This window comes from Vandammella animalimorsus, from assembly GCF_002285285.1.
Lineage (GTDB): Bacteria > Pseudomonadota > Gammaproteobacteria > Burkholderiales > Burkholderiaceae_C > Lampropedia > Lampropedia animalimorsus.
The window spans coordinates 203,415-226,532 of sequence record NZ_NSJF01000001.1 but is presented as its reverse complement, the minus strand read 5'-3'; the positions used below and the strand labels follow the sequence as shown (position 1 = coordinate 226,532).

Sequence of the window (23,118 nt, the reverse complement as noted above, 5' to 3'; positions counted from 1 at the left end):
ATGCTAAGGCTTGTTGAGACTCAGTATTGCGACGGCGATTTCGGTCAAAACTGTGCAGCTGCCGCGTTGAAGACGCTTGCAAAGCGTTCAAGCCTTGCGCGCGTCTTCGCCTTGCATCTGCGGTTTTTGCATCGGATCGTGCGTATCAAAAAAACAAGCGGCCCACAGGCCGCTTGTTTTTTGATGCTGCCGCTTGCAGTGCAGGATCACTCGGGCACGACGAGCTTGTCGCCCACCGAGACGGGATCGTGCGTATCCATGATCAGGCCATAGGAGACGCGGTCGAAGACGCGGAAGATCAGCAACACGCCATTGGGCTCATCGGGCAGGCGGATGCGCGCGTTGCGCCCACGCTCGGGATCGCGCGCCAGCCGGCCCTGGCGCAGGATTTGCAGCACATGGCCTTGCTCGATGGCATCGTCGCGCCCCAGGTTGATGGCCACCACCTGGCCCGAGGAGGCATTCTTCACGGCCTGGTCACCGTACAGCGCCACCACGCGGCCTTGCACATCCTTGGCCGGCAGGCGCGGCACGAAGTTGTCGTAATTTCCTTCCTCGTTGATCAGGTCCAGACGGTCGCCCACGCGCACGTCCGTGGCCACCGAGGTGATTTCCAGCGTGGCTGGGCGGTATTCCTCGATGACGCGGCCGCGCCGATCGGTCTGCTCGACGAAGTATTCATCGCGCACGATGCGCGCCTGACCCACGTATTCGCCCTCGTAGCCCAGGATTTCCTTGGTTTCCGGATCCTGCAGTGGCTTGGCCTTGCGGAAGATGGACAGATTGCGCGGCGCACCATCCTTGACCGCCAGGGGCACGCTGTCCGTGCCGCGCACGTAGATCAGATCGCCATTGCCCATGACCAGACGCTCGTCCACCGAGGCGACGATGTCGGGCAGCCCGCTCAGGTCTTCCAGGCTCTTGATGAACGGGCGCACCAGGAAGGGCTCGATCAGATCGCGCCGCACGGTGGGCAGCGCAGCGGCGCTGAGCGGTTCGGAGCGCACCGAAGGCGAGAGCTTGATCGTGCCACCGCCGCCAGGGGCCAGCCCCAGGCGTGCATAGCCATCGCGCACGTCCAGGTGCAGCACCTGGCCCGGGTAGATCAGGTGTGGATTACGCACCGTATCCATGTTCATGCCCCACAGGGCCGGCCAGCGCCAAGGGCGGTGCAAATACATGCCGGAGATGGCCCACAGCGTGTCGCCACGGCGCACGGTATAAGTGCTGGGCGCATCGGCCTTGAGCTCGCGCACCGGAATGCCGCGCGCGGCCACTTGCTGGGCAATGGCCCGCTGCTGCTGGGTAATGGGGTATTTCTGCGCCTGCGCCGCCGGGGCCAGCAGCGCCGCACACGCCACCGCAACGGACAGCAGCCTCCCCACCGGGCTTGCAAGACGAACAGCGATTTGGTTTGTTCTGATGTGATTCATGGTGTCGTACAACAAGTGAATGCCCCCTCTGCTGGGCTGGTGCGCATGACCAGAGCACTAGACCCTAAACACCTGCATGGGCGCGGCAGCAGGCTTTACTAACAAACGTCCCAATTTGTGACAAATTGCAGGGGATTCTGATTCGATGGCCCTTACAAATCAATGATTTTTTATGCCGCAGCGGTCATCCAGGGCAAAAATGGCGAAAATAACGACAGTTTACAAAAGAGTTTTACAGACGCCATGGCCCTTCTGCCCATTCTTCACTACCCAGACCCGCGCCTGCACAAGGTGGCCGCCCCCGTCACGGAAGTGGGGCCGCGCATTCAGCAAATCGCCGCCGACATGCTGGAGACCATGTACGAATCCAACGGCGTAGGCTTGGCCGCCACGCAGGTGGACGTGCACGAGCGCCTGTTCGTGATGGATGTCTCTGAAGAGCGCAACCAGCCCCAAGTGCTGATCAACCCGGAGCTGGTCTGGGTCAGCGAGGAAATGCACAGCGGCGAGGAAGGTTGCCTGTCCATCCCCGGCATTTACGATGGGGTGCAGCGCCATGCCCGCGTGCACGTCAGGGCCCAGGACGAGCACGGCCAGTGGCGCACCATCGAGGCCGAAGGCCTGCAGGCCGTGTGCATCCAGCACGAGATGGACCACCTCAAAGGCAAGCTGTTCATTGATTACCTCTCGCCGCTCAAGCGCAATCGCATCAAGACCAAGATGCTCAAGCGCAGCAAGAGCGAGGCCCCTGCTCAGGTCTGAGCACCGCGTTCACAGCCCCTGACCTCACGCGCCCGCAACACAGCGGGCGCACTTCATTCATCGTGCATCGCCCACCGCCAGGAGCCCTCATGCGCATTGCTTTTGCCGGCACGCCGGAGTTTGCCCAACAGGCCCTGGCCGCCATGCTGGCGGCGGGCTTTCGCCCCGTTGTGGTGCTGACACAGCCCGACCGCCCCGCTGGCCGGGGCCTGCGCCTTGCGCCCTCGCCGGTCAAGCAGCTCGCCCAGGCGCACGGCATTGCCGTGCTGCAACCCCAAGGGCTGCGGCTGGATGGCAAGTACGCAGCCGATGCTGCCGCCGCCCAACAGGCGCTGGCCGAGCTGCAGCTGGACTTGATGGTCGTGGCCGCCTATGGGCTGATTCTGCCGACCTGGTTGCTGCAGATGCCGCGCTACGGCTGCCTGAACATCCACGCCAGCCTGTTGCCGCGCTGGCGCGGCGCAGCGCCCATTCACCGCGCCATTGAGGCTGGCGACGCCGAAACCGGCATCAGCATCATGCAGATGGACGAGGGCCTGGACACCGGCGCCATCGTCTCCCGCCAGGCCATCCCGATCCACGCCGGCGAAAGCACGGCGCAACTGCACGACCGCCTGGCGCAGCTGGGCGGCCAGTGCATCGTCACAGCGCTTGAGCAGCTGCAGCAAACCCAGGCGCCGCTGCCCAGCCAGCCCCAGCCGGCCGAGGGCATCAGCTATGCGCACAAGATCGAACGCTCGCAAAGCCAGCTCGACTGGCAGCGCCCGGCCCATGAGTTGGCGCGCCAGATTTGCGCTTTCGATCCCTTTCCCGGTGCGCAGGCGCTGTTCCAAGCCGCAACCGGCGACGCAGTGCAGACGCTGAAAATCTGGCAGGCCCAGGCCTTGCCAGCCCCGGCCACAGATGCAAATGCAGATGCGGATGCCAGCACCGGAGCAACGGCTGCGCCAGGCACCGTGCTGCAGGTCAATCGCCAAGGCGTAGACGTGGCCTGCGGCCAAGGCAGCGTGCTGCGCCTGCTGCAATTGCAGCGCGCCGGCGGCAAGCGCCAGCCTGTGCAGCAGTTTCTCAACGGCTTTATCATCGCCGCCGGAGATGGCTTTGCCGCTGTCGGCACCGATGCAGCCACCGCGCACGAGGCGCGCGGCTGAATCCGCTCCGTCCCAACCCCGAGCGCCCCACGCCATGCCCGCCCCCTTGTCGCCCACACCCGCCCCCGAGTCCGCGCCGCATGGCCAGACGAGGATGCAGGCCTTGCTGCGCCACCCGGCCTTTCGCGAAGGTGCGCGCGCCCAGCTGCAAGTGGCGCTGGGCATCGGCGCCTGGGGCCTGGTCACTGGCGTGGCCATGGTGAAAAGCGGGCTGTCGGTGCCCATGGCGGTGCTGATGTCGCTGCTGGTCTATGCCGGCAGCTCGCAGCTGGCGGTGCTGCCCTTGCTGGCCTTGCAATCGCCGCTGTGGGTGATCTGGCTGACGGGCCTGTGCGTCAACCTGCGCTTTGTCATCTTCAGCAGCATGTGGCGCACGCCGCTCGCCCACTGGCCGCCCATCAAACGGCTGCTGATGACCTACCTGGCCACGGACATGGTGTTCGTGCTGTTCTTCAAGCGCTTTCAGGACCCCAGCCCCAGCCCGGAGCATGAGCCCTACCTCTGGGGCAGCGTGGGCGTGACTTGGCTGGCCTGGCAAGTCCCTTCGATGCTGGGCATCTTGCTGGCCAACTTCATCCCTATGCACTGGGGCCTGGGCTTTGCTGGCATCCTGGCCCTGCTGGGCGTGACGCTGTCCATGCTGGTGGACCGCTACACCGCCCTGGCCGCGCTGGTCGCCGGCGGCGTGGCCATCGCGGCCTACGGCTTGCCGCTCAGGCTCAACATCCTGGTGGCCATTGGCGCGGCCGTGGTACTGGGCCTGCTGTTCGACCACACCCAACGTATCGTGCGCGAGCGCCAGAACGCCCAGACATCCGCCAAGACGCCCACCAAGACGCAATAAGGCCGCACCCCATGGACAGCAACGACTGGTACACCCTGGCAGCCATCCTGGGCCTGACCCTGGTGACGCTGATCACGCGGGCTTTTTTCGTCATCCCGCGCCGTGAGTTGCCGCTGCCCGACTGGCTGCGCCGTGGCCTGAAATACGCCCCCTTGGCAGCGCTGGCGGCTGTCATCATCCCGGAGCTGCTCATGAGCGATGGGCAATTGATTGACACCTGGCGCGACGCCCGGCTCTGGGCCACGCCAGCGGCCTGCCTGTACTTCTTTTTGCGCCGAGGCATTCTGGGCACCATCATCACCGGCATGCTGGTTTATCTGCCTTTGCGCCTGGGCCTGGGCTGGTAGCCGCGTTGATGCGATAACTCCAGCGCAAGGCCGCCAAAGTGCAGGCCCACAGCACAGGCCCCAAAACGAGCAATGCCAGCAGCCCCGAGGAGTTGCTGGCATTTTTTCCAATTGGCGCCTGCCCGCGCCATCAAGCCGGCGCAGGCATCGCAAGCCATCAGTTCGACTGCAGCAGGCGGCGCACGTCGCGGTTGTTGGGCAGGGTGTAGTCGTAAGCGCTGATGATGCGGCTGTCCTGCGTGCGCACCAGCTTCAGGCTGACGTAGGTGAAGCGCGCTGCAGCAGAGTAGGTGCCCACCAGCACCACGCCGGAGTTCTGGCTCTTGGCGATGTCCTGAATCTCACGCGAGAGCAGCAGCTCGCCCGTGCCTTCCTGCACGAAAACATTGCCGCGCAGCTTGATCTCGCGCACGTTCAAGCCTGCATTGGCCAGGGTCGAGGCGTACTGCTCGGAGAGCGTGCGGCCCAGCGGGGCGGACACGCGCGTGTCGTTGACGTCCACAATGGTGGCCACCAGCAGCGGGCTGTTCTGAAAGGCCGTGGTGTCGTAGCCGCTGATCAACTGCTGCGCAGCGTTCTGGTTGGTTTTCAGAAAGCTGTTGCTGGCCGCGTCCTGGTAGCTGGGCTCGACACGGACGGTGTTGGTGTGATTCGCGCAGCCAGCGACCAGTGCGGCCGCAGCCAGCGCAGATGCAAGAAATTGGACTTTCATTGGTTCACCACTTTCATATTGATGTTCTTGAAGCTGCTTTGGAACAGGCCGGCGTCCACATTCTCCAGATAGTAGACGTCGGTCGTGCGCGAGAGGAAGCGCTCATTGTGCAGCACGGCAGTCGTCAGCACCAACTCCGTGCCGGACTGGCCGGAATAGCTGCGCAGCGGACCATCGTGGTCGTAATGGGGCGCCAGCGGCGTGGTCTGCACATTGTGGCGGCCATAGCGCACGCTCACGCCATCGCCCAGGTTGTAGTAATCGCGCCCGCCATGGCCGCCCACCCACAGATTGGAGGGGTGACGCACCACTTGAGAGTGATAAACCACGGTGTACTGGCCAGCCACGGGGTGCTGCTGCACGGCCGCGCCGCGCTCGACCAGGCGCGTCATCAGCATGTCGCGGAAGGCCCACTCGAACTGGCCGGCGTTCTCCGGGATGGCCACGTAAATGGGCGAGCCCTGCGTAACGCCTGCGGCCTCCAGGGCGGCGGCGGTGCGGTTGGCCGCATCGGCGCTGATCACGCTCCAATGCTGCGCCGAGCGGACCTTGTACTGGTCGGCCTGATCGAAATTGCGCGACAGGGGGATTGCGCTGCTGCCGCAGCCCACCAGACCAGCGACGGCCACTGCCAGCGCGGCGGCGTGAAAAACGCGTTGATGCATCATGACTCTCCTAGTATTGACAGGCCGCTGAATCGGCGGCCCACATTCACAAAGTAACGTTTAGTCACCTAATGTCATATTGGAAAACAAGATAAGCGATTCCTCACCAGCGATCTGCAATTTTTTTCGATTGTTTGCAAAAAATTGGCAGTGATTGGCAGGAAAGCCACGTTTTTGCCGCCGCTTGCGCCCTGATTGCATCCTCACTGCGCCCGTTTCGCCAGGATTTCAAAAGCCGGCAATTGCTTACCCTCCAGCACTTCCAGGAAGGCGCCGCCGCCGGTGGAGATGTAGCCAATGCGCGGCTCCAGGCCGTACTTGGCAATGGCCGCCAAGGTGTCGCCGCCGCCGGCGATGCTGAAGGCCTGCGAATCGGCAATGGCGTGCGAGAGGGTGCGCGTGCCCTGCTCGAAGGCATCGAACTCAAACACGCCCACTGGCCCGTTCCAGACGATGGTGCCGGCCTGCTGCAGCTGCGCGGCCAGCTCGGCGGCCGTCTTGGGGCCAATGTCCAGGATCAGGTCATCGGCCTGCACTTCGCTGGCCGGCTTGGTCTGGGCTTGCGCATCGGCGGCAAAGCGCTGGGCCACCACCACGTCCTGCGGGATGGGCACGGCGCAGCCGCGCGCGCGCATCATGTCGATGATGGCCTTGGCCTCGCCCACCAGGTCGGGCTCGGCCAGGCTTTTGCCGATCGGCAGCCCAGCGGCCAGCATGAAGGTGTTGGCAATGCCGCCGCCCACGATCAGCGCATCGACCTTTTCAGCCAGACTGCGCAGAATGGTCAGCTTGGTCGAAACCTTGGAGCCGCCCACGATGGCCACCAGCGGCCGCTTGGGCTCGCGCAGCGCCTTGCCCAGCGCATCGATCTCGGCGGCCAGCAACGGGCCGGCGCAGGCCACGGGCGCGTACTGCGCAATGCCGTAGGTCGAGGCCTCGGCCCGGTGAGCCGTGCCGAAGGCGTCATGCACGAAGATGTCGCACAGCGCCGCCATCTTGCGCGCCAGCTCTGCGTCGTTCTTCTTCTCGCCCACATTGCCGCGGCAGTTCTCCAGCAGCAACACCTGGCCAGGCGCCACGTCCACGCCATCGACCCAGTCGCGCACCAGCGGCACCTCCTGGCCCAGCAACTCGCCCAGGCGCTGCGCCACCGGCGCCAGCGAATCGCCCGGCTGCAACTGCCCTTCCTTGGGGCGGCCCAGGTGGCTGGTGACCATCACGGCAGCGCCTGCATCCAGAGCCATGCGGATGGCCGGCACCGAGGCGCGGATGCGCGTGTCCTCGCTGATTTGCCCCTGCTCGTCCAGCGGCACGTTCAAGTCCGCGCGAATGAAGACCCGCTTGCCCTGGGCCTGGCCCTGGGCGCACAAATCGCTGAAACGAATGAATTGCATGTGTTCTCCATCAAGGGTTCAAAGGCGCATGCTGGGCCGCTGGCACCATGGTGGCGGCGGTCTGCGGCAACCGGCCCGGATTGCGAAAAATCCCGCAAGCATAAGCGGTTTTGCCGCCCATTCAGGCGTGCAGGCGCGCCCGCAGGAACTGGCCGATGGCCGCATGGGCCCAGGCCGCTTCGGGCAGCAGGCGACCCATCTTGATGAACTCGTGCGCCACGCCCCGGTACAGCTCCAGCTCCACCGGCACGGCCTGCATGCGCAGCCGATCGGCATAGGCCAGGGCTTCGTCGCACAGTGGGTCACACTCGGCCAGCACGAACAGCGCCGGGGCCACGGCCTGCACCTCGGGCGCCAGCAGCGGCGCAAAGCGCCAGTCCTGGCGCTGCGCCGGCTCGATGTAGTGGGCGAAAAACCATTGCAGCAGCGCCGCGCTCAGCACCGGGCCGCGGGCATGGCGCTGGTGCGAGGCCGTGTCCTGCCAGGCGCTGGTGCCCGGGTGGATCAGCAGCTGCGCCTGCAGCGGCAGGGCTGCATCGCGTGCCATCAGCGCCAACACCGCCGCCAGCGTGCCGCCAGCGCTGTCGCCGCCCACGGCCAGGCGCTGGCCGTCCAGCCCCCACTGCGCGCCGTGGCGCGTCAGCCAGCACAGCGCGTCCCAGCCATCGTGCAGCGCCGTAGGGAAGCGCCACTGCGGCGCCAGCCGGTAATCGAGCGCCAGCACGGCCAGCTGCGCGTTGTGGGCGATGCGCGCGCACAGCACGTCGTGCGTGTCCAGATCGCCCACGACAAAGCCCCCGCCGTGCAGGTACAGCAATACCGGCCAGGGCGCGGCGGCCGGGCCGCGCTGAGCCTGAGGCGTATAGAGCCGCACCGCCAGCGCATGGCCATCGCGCGCCGGAATGTGCGCGTCGCGGTGCTGCACCTGCGCCGGCCGATCTTCTTCGAGCACCTGCGCGCCGCTGCGATAGGCCTGCCGCGCCTGCTGCGGCGTGAGCGTGTGCAGCGGCGCGCGCTGGGCGCGCGCCATGCCGGTGACGATGGCGCGCATGGGCGGCGTCAGCTGCGGCCACCAGGGCTGGCCGGGCAGCTCATCCAGGGCGGCGGCGCTCGGCAGTGGCGTGTCGCTGGGCATGGTGTTCTGGCCCTTCTTCAATACTGCTCGGGCGCCACGCGGCGCTGCAGCACGCCAATGGGCGGGGCCCAGCGCTCGCCAGGCTTTTTCTTGGCGGTGACCAGGGTGACGTCGGCCGGCTCGAAGACCTCGACGTTGTGCGTGATCGGCGTGGTCAGCACGTACTGCGCGCGCGTGGACTTGAGAAAGTGCCCCACCAGCTGGATGTTGCGCACGTCCAGGTGCGCAAAGGGCTCGTCGATGAAGACGAAGCCGCCCGAGGCTTCGTCGTCCTTGAGCAGGCCCACCAGCAGGATCAGCGATTTGATGACCTGCTGCCCGCCCGAAGCCTCGCCGTCGTTCAGGCCGATCTGCCCCTTGCCATCGAAGTTGAAATGCACCCTCAGCTCGGCCTGGCGCAGCGCCGCGTCGTCGTTTTCCAGGTGCGGTGTATCGGCTTGCACGGCCACGCCAGCCAGCTCGCCCAGCTCGGTGATGTTCTTGCGGTAGCGGCGCACGGTGGCGCGCAGCACATCGATGTAGCGCTCGCGGGCGTTGTCCACGGCGATGCGGGCCGACTCGTTGCTGGCCTGGCGCTGCTGCAACTGGGCCTGCTGGCCAGCCACTTGGGCGACCATCAGCGTGTGGCGCTCCTCGATGCTGGGGTCGGTTTCCCATTCGCCCTCCTCCAGCTCGCGGGCCACGGCCTGGCCGCGCAGCCGCGCCTGCGTGGCGTTGGTGAACTGCTCGCGCAGTTGCGCGATGGCCTCGGGCGCGATCCAGCGCGGGGGGAATTGGCCGCGCTGACGGCGCGATTGGGCGCTGCGCGTGCGCAGCGCATCGCGGCGGCCCTGCCATTCGCGCGCAAAGCGGCTGGCAGCCGATTCGTCGCCCTGCAGGCGTTGCTGGGTTTGCTGGTACTGGCTTTGCGCCTGGCGCAGCTGCTCGCCCAGGCGCTGGTGCTGCTGATCGAGTTCGGCGTAGCGCTGGCCAGCGCTGATGCGCGCCTGGCGCAGCTGCGCCAGCTGGCTGCGCGCGGTGGCAAATTCCTCGCTGCGGCGCGCCAGCTCCTCGGCAGCGCGGTGGCCAGCGGCGGCGGCCTTGGCGGCCTGCAGCTGGCGCTCGCTCTCGCGCTGCTGCTGGGCGATGGCCTGCAGCTGCGCATCCAGCTCGGCCAGGCGCTGTTCGATGGATTCGCGCCGCGCGGCCAGCGCAGCGGCGCCGAACTGGTGCTGGCCGGGCGGCACCCAAACGCTGCGCCCGCCGCGGACGTCGCGCCAGTAGGCCTGCGGGGTGATCCACTCGCCGCCAGCGGCAAAACCGGCGGCGGTGTCGGGCACGCAGCGGATGACCGCCAGCGTCCTGAGCAGCCACACGGGCAGCGGCGCGGCCACGTGCAGCGCGGCCAGCAGGCTGTGCGGCGGCACGCGCTCGGGCGCGGGCGCGGCATCGGCCACGAGGTAGTGGCGGTAGCGCTGCTGCTCGGCCAGCTGGCTGGCGCGGGCTTCGTCGGCGGGATCGTCCAGCACCACCACCCAGCGCGCGCTGCGCAGCACGCCTTCGGCGGCCGCGCGCCATTGCTCGTCGATGATTTCGATGGCCTCGGCCACAAAGTGATGGGCAATGCCCTGCTGGCACAGCAGCTGGGCAAAGCGCGTGGCTTCCTCCGGGCGCGGGGCGGTGCGGGCGCTGCGCAATTGTTCGAGGGCGCGCTGCGCGGCCTCGCGTTCCTGCTGACGGGTGTGCCAATCGCGCTCGTGCGCCTGGCACTGTTGCTGCAGTTGCTGCACGCGCAGGGCCAGTTGCTCCGCATCGCCTTCGACCTGGGCCAGCGCATGCAGCTCGTCGGCTTGCCGCACCAGGTCCTCGACCGGGGTTTCGTGGCCGCGCGCTTCGCTCAGGGCCTCTTGCGCGGCTTTGCGCTGGGCCTCGGCCTGGGCCAGCTGTACGGCCAGTTGCTCTTGCTGCTGCGCCAGCTGCAGCAGCGCCTGGCGGTCCTGGCGCTGGCGCGCCAGGCTTTTGCCATGCTCCAGGCGCTGGCGGTGCAAGTCCTGGGCCTCGGCCAGCATGGCGTCGCGCGCGTCGCGCCATTCCAGCACGGGGATGACTTCGGTGTGCAGGCGCTCGCGCTCGCGCAGCTTGGCCTGGTACTGGCGGTAGAGGTTCAGGCGCGCCTCCACCAGCGCCAGCTGGGCCTGGCCGTGGGCCAGCTCTTTGGCGGCGGCCTCGGCTTCGTCGGCCACGTCACGCTGGTGGCGGCGCGCTTCTTCGTAGCGATCGAGCACTTCCTGGTCTCCGAACACGTCGAACACCAGGCGCAGCAGCTCCTTGGGCGAGTATTCGCACAGGCGGTCGGTCTGGCCCTGCTCCAGTGCCAGCACGCGGGCGATGGCGCGCGAGAGGCCAGCCGTCTCCAGCCGGCGGCGCCAGTGCTCGATGCCCAGCCAGTCCTTGTCGGGCAACTCCAGCAGCTGCTCGATGGCCACGTCGCCATCGGCCATGTAGTAGCGCCGCTGCCAGTCGCCGCTGTTGCGCTGGATGCGGCAGGCCAGCGTGACCTGGTCGGCATACAGCAGGTTGCGCGCAAAGGGGCGGCTGGAGCTTTGCCGCGTGCGCGGGCGGTTGTCCACCACTGCACGCAGCCAGGAGGCATCGGCGTTGGCGTGGCGCGCGTAGGTCTTGAAGCTGCGCCCGCCCGAGCATTCCAGGCCCAGCAGGGTGCGCATGGCATCCAGCAGCGTGGTCTTGCCCGAGCCGTTGGGCCCGGCCACGGTGATGATGGCGCCGTCCAGCGGCAGGCTCAGGCGCTGGCAGTAGTCCCAGTGCAGCAGTTCGATGGATTGGAGATGAAACATGGGGCAGGTTCGGTTCAGGCGACGGGCGGCTGGGCCTCGGGCCGCGCGGGCGCGACATCGGGGCGCGCATCCGATGGGGGCGCGGGCGTGGCTTCAGGCGCAGCCTGTGGCGTGGCCTCTTCCGATGCGGCTTCTGCCGGCGCAGCCTGGGCCTCGGCCGCGCGGGCGCGCTCCAGCACCTGGGCCAGCGTGCCTTCCAGAATGCGCGGCGCCATCACGTCGTAGTCCAGCAGCAGATCCAGCAGCGGGCCTTCGGCAATGTCGTCGCCACGGCGCAGGATGAAGCCGTGGTTCTCCAGCCGCTTGAGGTTCATGTCCAGCCGGGTTTTCTTGCCCAGCTGCGGGCCAAAGTCGGCCAGCAGCGCTTTGTAGGAAACCAGCGGGCTGACGCTGGCGGCCTTGGGCATGGGCTTTTCGCTGGCGAACATCTCGCCCTGGCCGGGGGCATCGGCGGCGTTGCCGCGCGCGGCCTGGCGCTCGCGCTTGGGAAGCACGATCAGCGCCCACAGCACCACCAGCAGCGAGACGCCATCGCGCGGAAGGTCAAAGTTGTTGTGGCTGGCCAGCCCAGTCTCGCCCAGCACAGCGTTCTCGGCGCTGCGCGCCAGCGCCACGGTGACGTGGTCGGCGTGGATGTTGTCCACCAGGCGCAGGCCCACGCCGGCCAGGCGCTGCTCCAGCGCCTGCCAGAGTTCGGCATCGACCAGGGCGCGGCGGATGCGCGGATGCTGGCGCGGCAGCCAGCGGCGCGCCAGCAGCTCGGCGGCCAGCAGGGCCGCTTCGTCGGTTGTGCTGTTCATGGTTTGGAAGAATTTTTTCGCGGGGGGCGGCCACGGCGCGGGCCGGCGGCCACAGCCTGGGCGGCCTGGGCAGTTGGCAACGCCATGGCCGGCCAGGGCGGCGGCTGGGATTGTTCAGGGTGCAGGCAGCCTTCGCTCATGGCCTGCACGGCGTGGTGCTGCACCGGCAGCACGCGCGGCGAGAGCGAAGCGCGCCAGCCTGAGCGCGCCAGCTCACCAGTCTGGCCCTTGAGGGTTTGCGCCTGGGCATCGCCCAGCAGCGGCAGCAATTGCATGCGGTAGGCAGCCTGGGCGAAACGCCCGCCCAGCACGGCCTCATGCAGCGGGCGCGGCGGCGCGGCGGCTGGGCCATCGGGCTGGGTATCTGGCTGCGCCTCGGCCGGCCCGGCCTGCTGGGCCGACGCCTGCCACTGCGCCAGCAGCTCGATCAGGCCATGCAGCTCCTCGGGCAGGCTGGGCACGTCCAGCGTGCCGCCTGCGGCATCGGCCGGCGGCGGCAAGGCGCTGCTGCGCTGCGGGTCGGGCCGGTCGCGCTCGAATTCGGCCTCGGCCACGTCCAGCAAATCGTGCTGGCTGAGCAGCCAGGGCTGCACCCCCACGGCCAGCGCGCCGCACAGCAGCTCAGGAAGGGCGGCCTGCTCGCGCAACCAGTCGCGCACGTCGGAGTTGGTCACGCCGGTGCTGCCCAGCGTGACGCGCTGGCGGTCGGCCTGCTGCATGGCGCGGTTGAACTGGCTGGCCATGGACAGCAGCCGCGCCTGGGCATAGCCCAGCGCGCGCGCCTCGCGCTCAAGCCGCACATCGCCGCTGTCGCTGCGGATCAGCGCCGTCAGCGCCTGCCCGGCGCGCTCGACCAGGGCCAGCGCGCGCGCAAAGCGCGGCTGGGCCTGGCGCAGCCGCGCCTCGGAGCCGCTGGCAATGGCATCGGCAAACTCATCGTGCAAGCGCGCCAACTGGGCATGCAGGTGCTTGAGCTGCGTGGCATCGGCCAGGCCCAGGGCCTGCGCGCCAGCGACCTGGGCCAGCAGGCCGGCCAGGTCATCGTCCTCGCCGGCGGTCTGCGTCAGCGGCGCCAGCAGGCTGTGCACCTGCCGCGCCAGATCGGACAGGGCGTAGTCCTGCTGGGTGGCATCCCACACCAGCAAGCCGGCCTCGCGCAGGCGCTTGAGCACGTTCTCCAGCGCCTGCGGCTGCAGGGCGTGAAACAGCAGGTTCAGATCATCGCGCGCCACACGCCCCTTGGGCGTGCTGGCCAGTTCCAGAAAGCACCACAGGCGCAGCTGCACCACGTGGCGCGGCCCGGAAAACAGGCTGCGCAGCGCATCCAGCAGTTCCAGCCGCTGCCCCAGCGCCCAGGCCAGGGGCGCTTCAGCGGCCAGCGCCGGGGCGCGGAAATACGCCTCGAAGCTGCCGCCGTCTTCGTCGTGATCCAGTAGGGGGTCCATCGCGCCGATTATTGCCCAGCGCCAACCCGGCCCAGCCCGGCCCGGCGCTGGGCCAGGCCTTTACCATTCTGTCTGTGATGATTGATTTTGATTCTCACACGCAGCCCCGGCCTACAATGGCGGCTTTGCTGTATTTCATCCCACCCCAAGACGGAGGTTTTCCCATGTCCGCTCGCAACTTCAAGCGCAACACCCTGTGCGCCGCCCTGCTCGCCCTGGGCGCAGGCGCTTTCTCGCCCGCTGCCCTGGCCGCTGGCGAGGTCAACCTCTACACCACGCGCGAGCCGGCGCTGATCGAGCCGCTGCTCAAGGCCTTCGAGAAAGACAGCGGCACCAAGGTCAATACGGTGTTCGTCAAGGATGGCCTGCTCGAGCGCGCCAAGGCCGAGGGCGCGCAATCGCCTGCGGACGTGTTCATGGTGGTGGACATCGGCAACCTACTGGATCTGGTCAATGCCGGCGTCACACAGCCGATCCAGTCCGAGGCGCTGACCAGCACGCTGCCTGCACACCTGCGCGGCGCCAATGGCGAGTGGTTTGCGCTGTCGCTGCGCGACCGCGTGCTGTACGTGGACAAGGATCTGGATCTGTCCAGCTTCACCTATGAAGACCTGGCCGACCCGAAGTGGAAGGGCAAGGTCTGCATCCGCGCCGGCCAGCACCCCTACAACACGGCGCTGATCTCGGCCATGATCGCGCACAACGGCGCCGAGGCCACCGAGCAGTGGCTCAAGGGCGTCAAGGCCAACCTGGCGCGCAAGGCCACCGGCGGCGACCGCAACGTGGCGCGCGACATCCTGGGCGGCATCTGCGACATCGGCATCGCCAACAACTACTACGTGGGCCGCATGAAGAATGCCAAGCCCGAGAGCGACGACTACAAGTGGGGCCAGGCCATCAAAGTGGTGCGCCCGACCTTCGGCAAGGACGGCGGCACGCACGTGAATATCTCCGGCGGCGCCGTGGCCAAGAATGCCCCCAACAAGGACAACGCCGTCAAGCTGCTGGAGTACCTGGTGTCCGTGCCGGCCCAAGAGCTCTACGCCAACGCCAACTACGAGTACCCGATCCGCGAAGGCGTCAAGCTCGATCCGGTGACCGAATCCTTCGGCCCGCTCAAGGCAGACACCCTGCAGCTGACGGAAGTGGCCAAGCACCGCAAGCTCGCCAGCGAACTGGTGGACAAGGTCGGCTTCGACAACTGATCGCAATCGCAGATCTTGCCTGCCAGCTGCGCCCCGCCGTCCATGGCGGGCCAGCGCAGCTGCCCCTCCTCGCCGCCGCCCAGCACTGGGCGGCGTTTTGCCATTGACGCGCAGCACCACCGCCGGCTGCTTTTCTTCGGCCCCTGGGGCCTTTGACCCGCCTTGTCCGACACCGCCCTGCCCCTTTCCGCGCCGCTGCGCGCCCCGCACCGCCTGGGCTGGCCCGCCGGCCTGGCCTGCACCCTGCTGGCGCTGTTGGCGCTGGCGCCCATCGCCGCGCTGCTGTGGCATGCCCAGCATGCGCAATGGGACCATTGGTCGCACCTGGCCCGGCACGTGCTGCCCGTGGCGGCGCGCAACACGCTGCTGCTGCTGCTGGGCGTGGGGCTGCTGGTCACGGCCATCGGCACGGGCGCGGCCTGGCTGGTGACGGCCTACCGCTTCCCCGGCCGTGGCCTGCTGGTCTGGGCGCTGCTGCTGCCCATGGCCATCCCCAGCTACGTGATCGCCTACGCCTACCTGGACGTGCTGCACCCCATCGGCCCGCTGCAAGGCTGGGTGCGCGAACTGCTGGGCTACAGCAGCCCGCGCGAGTTTCGCCTGCCCGATGTGCGCTCGCTGCCCGGCGCCATCGCGCTGCTGTCGCTGGTGCTCTACCCCTATGTGTACCTGAGCACGCGCTTCATGTTCATGAGCCAGAGCGCCAGCCTGCTGGAGGCGGCGCGCACCTTGGGCTGCTCGGCCGCCGGCGCGTTCTGGCGCGTGGCCCTGCCCATGGCGCGCCCGGGCATCGCCACCGGCGTGGCGCTGGCGCTGCTGGAGACGCTCAACGACATCGGCGCCTCCGAGTTCCTCGGCGTGCGCACCATGACCGTGGCCACCTACAACACCTGGGTGACGCGCTCCGACCTGGGCGGCGCAGCGCAGCTGGCGCTGCTGATGCTGCTGCTGGTCGTGGCCCTGATCCTGCTGGAGCGGCGCGGCCGCCAGCGCCAGCGCTTTGCCACCGCCCAGCGCCTGCGCCCGGCGCAGCCGCGCCAATTGCACGGCGGCCGCGCCTGGCTGGCGCTGCTGCTGGGCGCACTGCCCGTGCTGCTGGGTTTTGTCGTGCCCGCCGCCTACCTGGCCGGCGCCGCTGCCGAGCGCCTGCACGAGGCGCACAGCATCTCCCCAGCGCTGTGGACGAGCCTGCGCAACACCGTGGCGCTGGCGCTGGCGGCCACCGGCATCGCGCTGCTGTGCGGCCTGCTGCTGGCCTGGCAGGCGCGCCTGGCCATCGACGGGCAGCGCAGCCGCTGGGCCATGGCCTGCGCCCGCATCGGCCACCTGGGCTATGCCATTCCGGGCACCATCCTGGCCATCGGTCTGCTCAGCCCGCTGGCGCTGATGGATCGGGGCATCTCTGCACTGCTGCGCGAGCCGGGCCTGTGGCTGATGGCCAGCAGCGCAGCGCTGGTCATGGCCTATGTGCTGCGCTTCATGGCCATTGCCATTGGCGGCATCGAGGCCGGACTGGCGCGCATCCCGCCCTCGCTGGAGCAGGCCGCACGCCTGCTGGGCCACGGCAGCGCCGCCACGCTCTGGCGCGTGCACCTGCCGCTGCTGCGCCCGGCGCTGGCCGCAGCCGCGCTGCTGGTATTCGTCGATACCATGAAAGAGCTGCCCGCTACGCTGCTGCTGCGCCCGCTGAACTTCGAAACCTTGGCCACACGGCTGTATGCCGAGGCTGCGCGCGGCACCTATGAAGAAGGCGCCATCGCCGCCCTGGCCATTGTGTTGGCCGGCCTGTTGCCGGTGATCGTGCTGGCGCGCACCCAGCTGGCCGTGGGCGGCAACGGCCCGTCGGGGCGGCCACAGGCGCCCAAGCCGTCCCAGCCCGTAGCCGCGCAGCGCCAGGCCATCGCATGAATTGCCCTATGCCACCTATGTCGCAAACGATGCTCCCCGCCACGCAAGCCACACCGCAGACCGGCCCGGAAGCCGCCTTTCTTGGCATTGACCGGCTGCGCCTGGGCTATGACACGCCCCAGGGCCTGCGCGAGATCGTGCGCGACTTCTCGCTGCAGCTGCCGCGCGGCCAGACCGCCTGCCTGATCGGCGCCTCCGGCTGCGGCAAATCCACCATCCTGCGCGCCATCGCCGGCTTCGAGCCGCTGCGCGAAGGCAGCATACATCTGGGTGGCAAGCTGCTGTCCTCCCCCGCCCAGAGCGTGCCGCCCGAACAGCGCCAAGTGGGCATGATGTTTCAGGACTACGCGCTGTTCCCGCACCTGAACGTGTTTCACAACATCGCCTTCGGGCTGCGCACGCTGGGTCGCGTCCAGCGCCAGGCGCGCGTGGCCGAGATGCTCGAACTGGTGGGCCTGCCCCAGGCGGCCAAGGCCTGGCCGCATGAGCTCTCCGGCGGCCAGCAGCAACGCGTGGCGCTGGCACGGGCGCTGGCGCCCTCGCCAGCGTTGCTGCTGCTCGACGAGCCGTTCTCCAACCTCGACACCGAGCTGCGCGAACACCTGGCGCACGAAGTGCGCGACATCCTGCGCCAGGGCCAGCACACAGCCATCCTGGTCACGCACAACAAACAGGAAGCGCGCATCATGGCCAACCGCGTCGGCCTGCTGACCAGCGGCCAGGCGGTGCAGTGGCGCAGCCCGGAAGAGCTGGCCTGAAGCCTCGAAAAAGACTGTCACCAGCAGCTACAATCGCCGGTTGCCCAGGCGCGGCGCATGTGCCCGTCTGGTTTTTCATCGCAATGGGTTCCCTCACCCCATTCATCAAAAAGGATTGCCATGACCGCGTTTGCCGACCCGTCGCCACGGGTATCCAAAGCGCTGGCCCTGCTGGTGGCGCTGCACATTGCCATCATCATCGCCAGCAACTATCTGGTGCAGCTGCCCATTGATCTGCTGGGCTTTCACAGCACCTGGGGGGCCTTCAGCTTCCCGTTCATCTTCCTGGCCACCGACCTGACCGTGCGCCTGATCGGCAAGCAGCCGGCGCGGCGCGTCATTGCCCGCGTCATGCTGCCGGCGCTGCTGGCCTCCTACGTGGTCTCGGTGCTGTTCCACGAAGGGCGCTTCAATGGTCTGGCGGCATTGGGCGAGTTCAACGGCTTCGTATTCCGCATCGCCTTGGCCAGCTTTGCCGCCTACGTACTGGGGCAGTTGCTGGACATCCAGGTGTTTGACCGCATGCGCCGCAGCTACAAGGCCTGGTGGCTGGCACCCACGGCTTCCTCCATCCTCGGCCAGGCGCTGGATACGGCCGCCTTCTTCTCCATCGCGTTCTGGCGCAGCAGCGACCCCTTCATGGCCGCGCACTGGGGCGAGATTGCGCTGGTGGATTACGTCATCAAGCTGCTGGTGAGCCTGGCGCTGTTCGTGCCCGCCTACGGGCTGATGCTGGCGGCCATCGTGCGGCGCATCAAGACGCCCGCGCCCGCTGCTCCGGCCTGCGCCAGCACCGCCTGCCGCAGCGCTGCGCCATGACGGGCGCCTTGTGCCCGGCCCCCGCTGACTCCAGCGCAGCCTCCTGCAATCGCGTGCTCAAGGCCCAGCGCCGCGCGCTGGTGCTGCTCTCGGGCGGGCAGGATTCGGCCACCACCCTGGCCTGGGCGCTGGCGCGTTTTGCCCATGTCGAGACCCTGGGCTTCGATTACGGCCAGCGCCACCGCGTCGAGCTCGACTGCCGCCAGCGGCTGCGCGATGGCATGGCCGCACTGCGCCCAGACTGGCGCACCGCGCTCGGCCCCGACCACCTGCTGCAAGTCGATGCGCTGGCGCAGCTGGGCAGCAGCGCCATGACCGAGGACGTGGCCATCGCCATGCAGGCCGATGGCTTGCCCAACACCTTCGTGCCCGGGCGCAATCTGCTCTTTCTGACGCTGGCCGCCGCCCTGGCCTACCGGCGCGACCTGCAGGTACTGGTGTGCGGCGTCTCCGAGACCGACTACTCCGGCTACCCCGATTGCCGCGACAACACCCTCAAGGCCTTGCAGGTGGCGCTCAGCCTGGGCATTGACCGGCCTTTGAACCTGGCCACGCCGCTGATGTGGCGCGACAAGGCCCAGACCTGGGCCCTGGCACATGCACTGGGCGGCAATGCGCTGGTCGAGCTGATCCGGCTGCATTCCCACACCTGCTACCTGGGCCAGCGCCAGACATTGCACAGCTGGGGCTATGGCTGCGGTCACTGCCCGGCCTGCCAGCTGCGCGCCCGCGGCCATGCGCAGTGGCTGGCGGCGCAGCACGCCCCCTCTTGCTGAGCGGAAAAAAGTCCTGCTGCCCAGACGGGGGCAAGGCCCTGGCACAATGGCCGCTTTTGCAGCACCCCCTACAGAGGACATCACCATGAAAATCAGCGCTCGCAATGTGTTGCCCGGCAAGGTCGTGGCCATCCACAAAGGCCCCGTCACCACCGAGGTCACGCTGGAGCTGGCCCCCGGCCTGCAAGTCGTCTCGACCATCACCACGCACTCGGCCGAGGCACTGGGCCTGAAGGAAGGCGCGCAGGCCTTTGGCGTCATCAAGGCCTCGAACGTGATGCTGGCCGTGGACGAATGAGCCCATTGGGAGGAGCAACCCATGAAACACACCATTTCCCGCCTTTTTGTGGCCGCGCTGGCCAGCTCTGCGCTGGCGACCGAGCAGGCCCCTGCCTGCAAGGACGAGGCCGTGGCGCAGGCGCGCAAGCTGCTGGCGTTTCACAGCGACGGCGACGACCGCGCCGAGGTGGATGCCAGCAGCGTCAAGGCCCTGCCCGCGCGCGCCAACCCCGCCAACCGCAAGCAGCGTTTTGAGGTGCTGGAAGTGATGGGCTTTGTCTACAAGGGCGAGTACCGCATGCGCCTGAGCTACTACACCCAAGGTGGCCAGTGCCTGCTGATGGGGCAGGAAATCCTGCACCTGGCGCAGCTTTGAGCTTTTGAGCCTTGGGCCTGGCAAGGCCTTTGCCCCGCAGACAAACAAAAAACCGCGCCATGGCGCGGTTTTTTGTTTGCGCAGGGGCCGCTTTAGCGGTCTGGGCGGTGATTACTCGTCCTGCGCGTTGGGCAGTGCCAGGCGCGAGCCTGGCGCTTCCTCGTCCTGGGTCTGGGCCGGGTTGCGGCCCTGGTTGAGGGCGTCGATGGAATCGGGCGTGACGTCGCCGGTGATGTAGCGCCCGTCAAAGCACGAGGCATCGAAATCAGTCAGCGTGCTGCTGAGCGCACCAACCGCGCGGCGCATGCCCTCCACATCCTGGTAGATCAACGCATCGCAGCCGATGAGCTGGCGGATTTGCTCAATGTCGCGGCCATGCGCGACCAGCTCCTCGCGCGTGGGCATGTCGATGCCGTACACGTTGGGAAAGCGCACCGGCGGCGCGGCGCTGGCCAGATAGACCTTGCGCGCCCCGGCCTCGCGCGCCATTTGCACGATCTCCTTGGAGGTCGTGCCGCGCACGATGGAGTCGTCCACCAGCAGCACATTGCGGCCTTCGAACTCGCTGGCAATGGCATTGAGCTTTTGCCGCACGGATTTTTTGCGCACGCTCTGGCCGGGCATGATGAAGGTGCGGCCCACATAGCGGTTCTTCACAAAGCCCTCGCGGTAGGGCTTGCCGATCAGCTCGGCCAGCTGCATGGCGCTGGGGCGGCTGGATTCGGGGATGGGAATGACCACATCGATGTCCTTGGGCGGCACCATGGACAGCACGCGCTTGGCCAGGGTCTCGCCCAAGTTCAAACGCGCGCGATACACGGAGATGCCGTCCAGCACCGAGTCGGGCCGCGCCAGGTAGATGTATTCAAAAATGCACGGCGCGTGCACGGCTTTGCCAGGCTCGACACACAGCGCACTGCTGACGCTGCCATCGAAGCCGATGAACACCGCCTCGCCCGGCTGGATGTCGCGCTCCAGCGCATAGCCCGTGCCCTCCAGCGCCACGGATTCGCTGGCCAGCATGACGGTGCCGTCCTCGCTGGGGCGGCTCAGGCACAGCGGGCGGATGCCATGCGGATCGCGGAAAGCCAGCATGCCGTGTCCGGCGATCATGGCAATGACCGCATACGAGCCGCGCACGCGCCGATGCACGGCGCGCACGGCCTCGAACACGCAATCGGCAGAGAGCCGACGCCCCCCTGTGGCGCGGCCCAGCTCATGCGCCAGCACGTTGAGCAACACCTCGGAATCGCTGGTGGTGTTGGTGTGGCGGTGGTCGGTGTCGAACAACTCGCGGCGCAGCGCCTTGGCATTGGTGATGTTGCCGTTGTGCACCATGACGATGCCAAACGGCGCATTGACGTAGAACGGCTGGGCCTCTTCCTCGCTGTTGGCGTCGCCGGCCGTGGGATAGCGCACCTGGCCCAGGCCGGCATTGCCCGGCAGCGCGCGCATGTTGCGCGTGCGAAATACGTCGCGCACCATGCCCTTGGCCTTGTGCATGAAGAATTTGCGATCGAGCTGCGTGACGATGCCCGCCGCATCCTGCCCACGGTGCTGCAACAGCAGCAGCGAGTCATAAATCAATTGGTTGACCGGATGGCGGCTGACCACGCCGACGATTCCACACATGGCAGTAAGTCCTATCTAGTAGTCGGATTCAAGGAGGGAGACGAAAGCAAGCGTTGCGGCCCCACGGCCCATAGGCAATGCCATGCGCCAGCCATCAGGGCCTGCTGCCAGCAGCGCTGCCCTGGTGCCGGCCCAGGGCTTCCATCGCGGTGCCAGCGGGCAGCATGGGCACGGCAGGCAATTCCAACGGCTCGGGGGTTTGCAAAATGGTCCAGTCGGGCAGCAATCTGGCCAGCTCCAGCCGGGCGGCGTCGAGCGCCGGCCCCACGGCCGAGCCGCTCCACCACGGCTGCGTTTGCCAGCGCAGGGCATGTACGGCCACCGCCAGCACCACGCCGACCAGCGCAATGCGCAATGCGCCAAACAGCGCCCCGACGAAGCGATCGGCCGCGCGCATGCCCAGGGCCTTGATCGAGCGCCGCGCCATGGTGGCCAGGACGGACGAACCAAAAACTGCCGCAATGAACAGCGCCAGCATGCCCAGCACGCGCCGCGCCGGCATGCCCAGCGATTGGCCTGGCAGCCACATGCCCAGCGCAGGCCCCAGGCGCATTGCTGCAAACGCGCCCAGGCCCCAGCCGAGCACGGCCAGGCTTTCGAACACGAAGCCGCGCCAGATGCCCACGGCCACGGACACGAAGGCCAGCATCAGAAAAACCAGGTCGAAGCCGTTGAGCGTCATCGCAGGCGGCCCCGTTCAAGTGCAGCGGCGGCCACAGCCAGCAGCGGCCGCGCCGCCGTGAGGGATTGCACGCGCATGGGCATGGAAAGCTCACATGGAGACAATGGCCGCAGGCAGGCTGGCGCCCCGCACGCGCTCTGCTGCGCGGTCTGCCTCTGCGCGGCTGGCAAATGGCCCGACGCGCACGCGCGTGGCCCGCCCGGCGCCGGTTTGCACCACTTGCGTGTAGGTGCGCAGCCCCATGCCTTGCAGCTTTTGGCGGATCTCACGCACTTTGGCATCGTCCGAAAATGCGCCGATCTGCACGATGAAGCGCCCTTCGTCAGAACGGCCGGCGGGCGTGGTGGTTGCCACGGGCTTGCCTTCGAGCAAGGCGCGCGCGCGCGCAGATTCATCGCGGGCGGCTGCGGGCTTGGCCGCTGGCGCTGGCGGGGGCGTGGCCACGGCCACCTGGGTGGGCCGCGCCGGCTTGCTTTCGGCTGGCTTGGCCTCGGGCTTGCTCTCTGGTTTGGCTTCGGGTTTGGCCTCGGGTTTGGCGCTGGGCTTGGTCTCTGGTTTGGGCGCAGGCTTGCTCTCGGCGGGCTTGGCCTCAGGCTTGGCCTTGGGTTTGTTCTCGGTGGGCTTGGCCTCGGTCGGTTTGCTCTCTGGCTTGGCCGCTGGCTGCTTGGCCGCGGGCTGTTTGGCCTCTTGAGCGCGCTGGGCAGCCAGGCTTCGTGGCTCCTGCGCCGCCTGGGGCTTGCTGCGCGCGGTCGCCTGCTGATTGCCGGCTGCGGACTGTGCCGGGCTGGCCTGGCCACGACCGGCCCGTGCGGGCGGCAGCGCGTCCAGGTCCATGACTTCCTCGTCATCGGCCAGACCGTAGCGGTTGGGCGCTGAAGGCGTGAGCACCGCAACCTGGGCCGGATCCTCCCCTGCGGCCGGCACGGTCTCGCCACCCGTGATGCTCACGCGTGCATCCACCACAGTGGGCCTGTGCTCGGTGTCGAACAACATCGGGAAGACCACGATCGCCACCAGCACCAGCAGACAGGCCCCAATCAGCCGATGGCGCGCCCTGCGGCGCATGTCTTCCAGCAGATTCACTGGCGCGCGCGCGCCGCGCGCACGCTGGCCGGTGCTTTCTGCGCCGCTGTCGGCAGCGCGCGTGTCGAATAAAGCCAT

20 protein-coding genes and 2 pseudogenes are annotated in these 23,118 nt (G+C 67.9%); 11 read left to right on the top strand and 11 right to left on the bottom strand.

What is annotated here, in order from left to right:
- Nucleotides 1-206: 206 nt before the first annotated feature.
- Nucleotides 207-1,433 (bottom strand): LysM peptidoglycan-binding domain-containing protein, encoded by a 1,227-nt coding sequence (locus CK620_RS00960; protein WP_095542892.1) that lies wholly within the window; start codon nt 1,431-1,433, stop codon nt 207-209.
- Nucleotides 1,434-1,676: 243 nt separating this feature from the next.
- Here CK620_RS00960 and def point away from each other — a divergent pair, with 243 nt between their 5' ends.
- The 4 genes from def to CK620_RS00940 all read left to right on the top strand — a co-directional run bounded on the left by def (nt 1,677) and on the right by CK620_RS00940 (nt 4,537).
- Nucleotides 1,677-2,195: a peptide deformylase gene (gene def, locus CK620_RS00955; protein WP_095549068.1), complete on the top strand. Its 519-nt coding sequence runs from the start codon at nt 1,677-1,679 to the stop codon at nt 2,193-2,195.
- 89 nt (nt 2,196-2,284) lie between these two features.
- Nucleotides 2,285-3,346: a methionyl-tRNA formyltransferase gene (gene fmt / locus CK620_RS00950; RefSeq protein ID WP_095548735.1), complete on the top strand. Its 1,062-nt coding sequence runs from the start codon at nt 2,285-2,287 to the stop codon at nt 3,344-3,346.
- A 34-nt stretch (nt 3,347-3,380) separates the two neighbouring features.
- Complete coding sequence (locus CK620_RS00945) at nt 3,381-4,190, top strand: AzlC family ABC transporter permease (protein WP_420894188.1); 810 nt, start codon at nt 3,381-3,383, stop codon at nt 4,188-4,190.
- An 11-nt stretch (nt 4,191-4,201) separates the two neighbouring features.
- On the top strand, nt 4,202-4,537 hold the full coding sequence (locus CK620_RS00940) for an AzlD domain-containing protein (protein WP_095548733.1): 336 nt from the start codon (nt 4,202-4,204) through the stop codon (nt 4,535-4,537).
- 157 nt (nt 4,538-4,694) lie between these two features.
- Here the strand turns inward: CK620_RS00940 and CK620_RS00935 are convergent, their stop codons facing one another.
- From CK620_RS00935 to CK620_RS00905, 7 genes are all read right to left on the bottom strand, one after another.
- Nucleotides 4,695-5,249: a FlgO family outer membrane protein gene (locus CK620_RS00935; protein WP_095538410.1), complete on the bottom strand. Its 555-nt coding sequence runs from the start codon at nt 5,247-5,249 to the stop codon at nt 4,695-4,697.
- Nucleotides 5,246-5,914 carry a hypothetical protein gene (locus CK620_RS00930; protein WP_238944807.1) on the bottom strand — a complete coding sequence of 223 codons (669 nt, stop codon included), beginning with the start codon at nt 5,912-5,914 and terminating at the stop codon, nt 5,246-5,248. The genes CK620_RS00935 and CK620_RS00930 overlap by 4 nt, the downstream gene beginning before the upstream one ends.
- Before the next feature lie 203 nt (nt 5,915-6,117).
- On the bottom strand, nt 6,118-7,308 hold the full coding sequence (locus CK620_RS00925; RefSeq protein WP_095548732.1) for a phosphoglycerate kinase: 1,191 nt from the start codon (nt 7,306-7,308) through the stop codon (nt 6,118-6,120).
- Between the two features lie 121 nt (nt 7,309-7,429).
- Nucleotides 7,430-8,443, bottom strand: a complete 1,014-nt coding sequence (locus tag CK620_RS00920) for an alpha/beta hydrolase (RefSeq protein WP_420894187.1) — start codon at nt 8,441-8,443, stop codon at nt 7,430-7,432.
- A 17-nt stretch (nt 8,444-8,460) separates the two neighbouring features.
- Nucleotides 8,461-11,277 (bottom strand): ATP-binding protein, encoded by a 2,817-nt coding sequence (locus CK620_RS00915; protein ID WP_095548731.1) that lies wholly within the window; start codon nt 11,275-11,277, stop codon nt 8,461-8,463.
- A gap of 14 nt (nt 11,278-11,291) precedes the next feature.
- On the bottom strand, nt 11,292-12,077 hold the full coding sequence (locus CK620_RS00910; RefSeq protein WP_238945959.1) for a hypothetical protein: 786 nt from the start codon (nt 12,075-12,077) through the stop codon (nt 11,292-11,294).
- Nucleotides 12,074-13,522: a hypothetical protein gene (locus CK620_RS00905; RefSeq protein WP_238945958.1), complete on the bottom strand. Its 1,449-nt coding sequence runs from the start codon at nt 13,520-13,522 to the stop codon at nt 12,074-12,076. The genes CK620_RS00910 and CK620_RS00905 overlap by 4 nt, the downstream gene beginning before the upstream one ends.
- Before the next feature lie 164 nt (nt 13,523-13,686).
- On the opposite strand from CK620_RS00905, the gene CK620_RS00900 reads away from it, so the two are divergent.
- The 7 genes and pseudogenes from CK620_RS00900 (at nt 13,687) to CK620_RS00870 (ending at nt 19,643) form a co-directional block, all read left to right on the top strand.
- Nucleotides 13,687-14,727 (top strand): Fe(3+) ABC transporter substrate-binding protein, encoded by a 1,041-nt coding sequence (locus tag CK620_RS00900; RefSeq protein ID WP_095549066.1) that lies wholly within the window; start codon nt 13,687-13,689, stop codon nt 14,725-14,727.
- Between the two features lie 162 nt (nt 14,728-14,889).
- Nucleotides 14,890-16,557: pseudogene (locus tag CK620_RS00895) on the top strand (ABC transporter permease); the annotation flags it as partial.
- 107 nt (nt 16,558-16,664) lie between these two features.
- Nucleotides 16,665-17,387, top strand: a pseudogene (locus CK620_RS00890) (ABC transporter ATP-binding protein); the annotation flags it as partial.
- Between the two features lie 126 nt (nt 17,388-17,513).
- Nucleotides 17,514-18,212: a 7-cyano-7-deazaguanine/7-aminomethyl-7-deazaguanine transporter gene (locus CK620_RS00885; protein ID WP_095548729.1), complete on the top strand. Its 699-nt coding sequence runs from the start codon at nt 17,514-17,516 to the stop codon at nt 18,210-18,212.
- Nucleotides 18,209-18,988, top strand: coding sequence for a 7-cyano-7-deazaguanine synthase QueC (gene queC / locus CK620_RS00880; RefSeq protein WP_095548728.1), 780 nt, complete (start codon nt 18,209-18,211; stop codon nt 18,986-18,988). Before CK620_RS00885 ends, queC begins: the two co-directional genes overlap by 4 nt.
- An 85-nt stretch (nt 18,989-19,073) precedes the next feature.
- Nucleotides 19,074-19,286 carry a TOBE domain-containing protein gene (locus tag CK620_RS00875; protein ID WP_095548727.1) on the top strand — a complete coding sequence of 71 codons (213 nt, stop codon included), beginning with the start codon at nt 19,074-19,076 and terminating at the stop codon, nt 19,284-19,286.
- A 21-nt stretch (nt 19,287-19,307) separates the two neighbouring features.
- Nucleotides 19,308-19,643: a hypothetical protein gene (locus CK620_RS00870; RefSeq protein ID WP_095548726.1), complete on the top strand. Its 336-nt coding sequence runs from the start codon at nt 19,308-19,310 to the stop codon at nt 19,641-19,643.
- Nucleotides 19,644-19,754: 111 nt separating this feature from the next.
- Here CK620_RS00870 and purF read toward each other — a convergent pair whose 3' ends face one another.
- The 3 genes from purF to CK620_RS14380 all read right to left on the bottom strand — a co-directional run bounded on the left by purF (nt 19,755) and on the right by CK620_RS14380 (nt 23,118).
- Nucleotides 19,755-21,275: an amidophosphoribosyltransferase gene (purF, locus tag CK620_RS00865; protein WP_095548725.1), complete on the bottom strand. Its 1,521-nt coding sequence runs from the start codon at nt 21,273-21,275 to the stop codon at nt 19,755-19,757.
- Between the two features lie 94 nt (nt 21,276-21,369).
- The gene (locus CK620_RS00860; RefSeq protein WP_095548724.1) at nt 21,370-21,957 is read right to left on the bottom strand and encodes a CvpA family protein; all 588 of its coding nucleotides are present in this window, start codon (nt 21,955-21,957) and stop codon (nt 21,370-21,372) included.
- 90 nt (nt 21,958-22,047) lie between these two features.
- Nucleotides 22,048-23,118, bottom strand: a complete 1,071-nt coding sequence (locus CK620_RS14380; protein ID WP_095548723.1) for an SPOR domain-containing protein — start codon at nt 23,116-23,118, stop codon at nt 22,048-22,050.

Bases quoted from the DNA above. Each gene is read 5' to 3' on its own strand.
- CK620_RS00960 (WP_095542892.1), bottom strand. From the start codon at position 1,433: ATGAATCACATCAGAACAAACCAAATCGCTGTTCGTCTTGCAAGCCCG.
- def (WP_095549068.1), top strand. From the start codon at position 1,677: ATGGCCCTTCTGCCCATTCTTCACTACCCAGACCCGCGCCTGCACAAG.
- fmt (WP_095548735.1), top strand. From the start codon at position 2,285: ATGCGCATTGCTTTTGCCGGCACGCCGGAGTTTGCCCAACAGGCCCTG.
- CK620_RS00945 (WP_420894188.1), top strand. From the start codon at position 3,381: ATGCCCGCCCCCTTGTCGCCCACACCCGCCCCCGAGTCCGCGCCGCAT.
- CK620_RS00940 (WP_095548733.1), top strand. From the start codon at position 4,202: ATGGACAGCAACGACTGGTACACCCTGGCAGCCATCCTGGGCCTGACC.
- CK620_RS00935 (WP_095538410.1), bottom strand. From the start codon at position 5,249: ATGAAAGTCCAATTTCTTGCATCTGCGCTGGCTGCGGCCGCACTGGTC.
- CK620_RS00930 (WP_238944807.1), bottom strand. From the start codon at position 5,914: ATGCATCAACGCGTTTTTCACGCCGCCGCGCTGGCAGTGGCCGTCGCT.
- CK620_RS00925 (WP_095548732.1), bottom strand. From the start codon at position 7,308: ATGCAATTCATTCGTTTCAGCGATTTGTGCGCCCAGGGCCAGGCCCAG.
- CK620_RS00920 (WP_420894187.1), bottom strand. From the start codon at position 8,443: ATGCCCAGCGACACGCCACTGCCGAGCGCCGCCGCCCTGGATGAGCTG.
- CK620_RS00915 (WP_095548731.1), bottom strand. From the start codon at position 11,277: ATGTTTCATCTCCAATCCATCGAACTGCTGCACTGGGACTACTGCCAG.
- CK620_RS00910 (WP_238945959.1), bottom strand. From the start codon at position 12,077: ATGAACAGCACAACCGACGAAGCGGCCCTGCTGGCCGCCGAGCTGCTG.
- CK620_RS00905 (WP_238945958.1), bottom strand. From the start codon at position 13,522: ATGGACCCCCTACTGGATCACGACGAAGACGGCGGCAGCTTCGAGGCG.
- CK620_RS00900 (WP_095549066.1), top strand. From the start codon at position 13,687: ATGTCCGCTCGCAACTTCAAGCGCAACACCCTGTGCGCCGCCCTGCTC.
- CK620_RS00885 (WP_095548729.1), top strand. From the start codon at position 17,514: ATGACCGCGTTTGCCGACCCGTCGCCACGGGTATCCAAAGCGCTGGCC.
- queC (WP_095548728.1), top strand. From the start codon at position 18,209: ATGACGGGCGCCTTGTGCCCGGCCCCCGCTGACTCCAGCGCAGCCTCC.
- CK620_RS00875 (WP_095548727.1), top strand. From the start codon at position 19,074: ATGAAAATCAGCGCTCGCAATGTGTTGCCCGGCAAGGTCGTGGCCATC.
- CK620_RS00870 (WP_095548726.1), top strand. From the start codon at position 19,308: ATGAAACACACCATTTCCCGCCTTTTTGTGGCCGCGCTGGCCAGCTCT.
- purF (WP_095548725.1), bottom strand. From the start codon at position 21,275: ATGTGTGGAATCGTCGGCGTGGTCAGCCGCCATCCGGTCAACCAATTG.
- CK620_RS00860 (WP_095548724.1), bottom strand. From the start codon at position 21,957: ATGACGCTCAACGGCTTCGACCTGGTTTTTCTGATGCTGGCCTTCGTG.
- CK620_RS14380 (WP_095548723.1), bottom strand. From the start codon at position 23,118: ATGGCTTTATTCGACACGCGCGCTGCCGACAGCGGCGCAGAAAGCACC.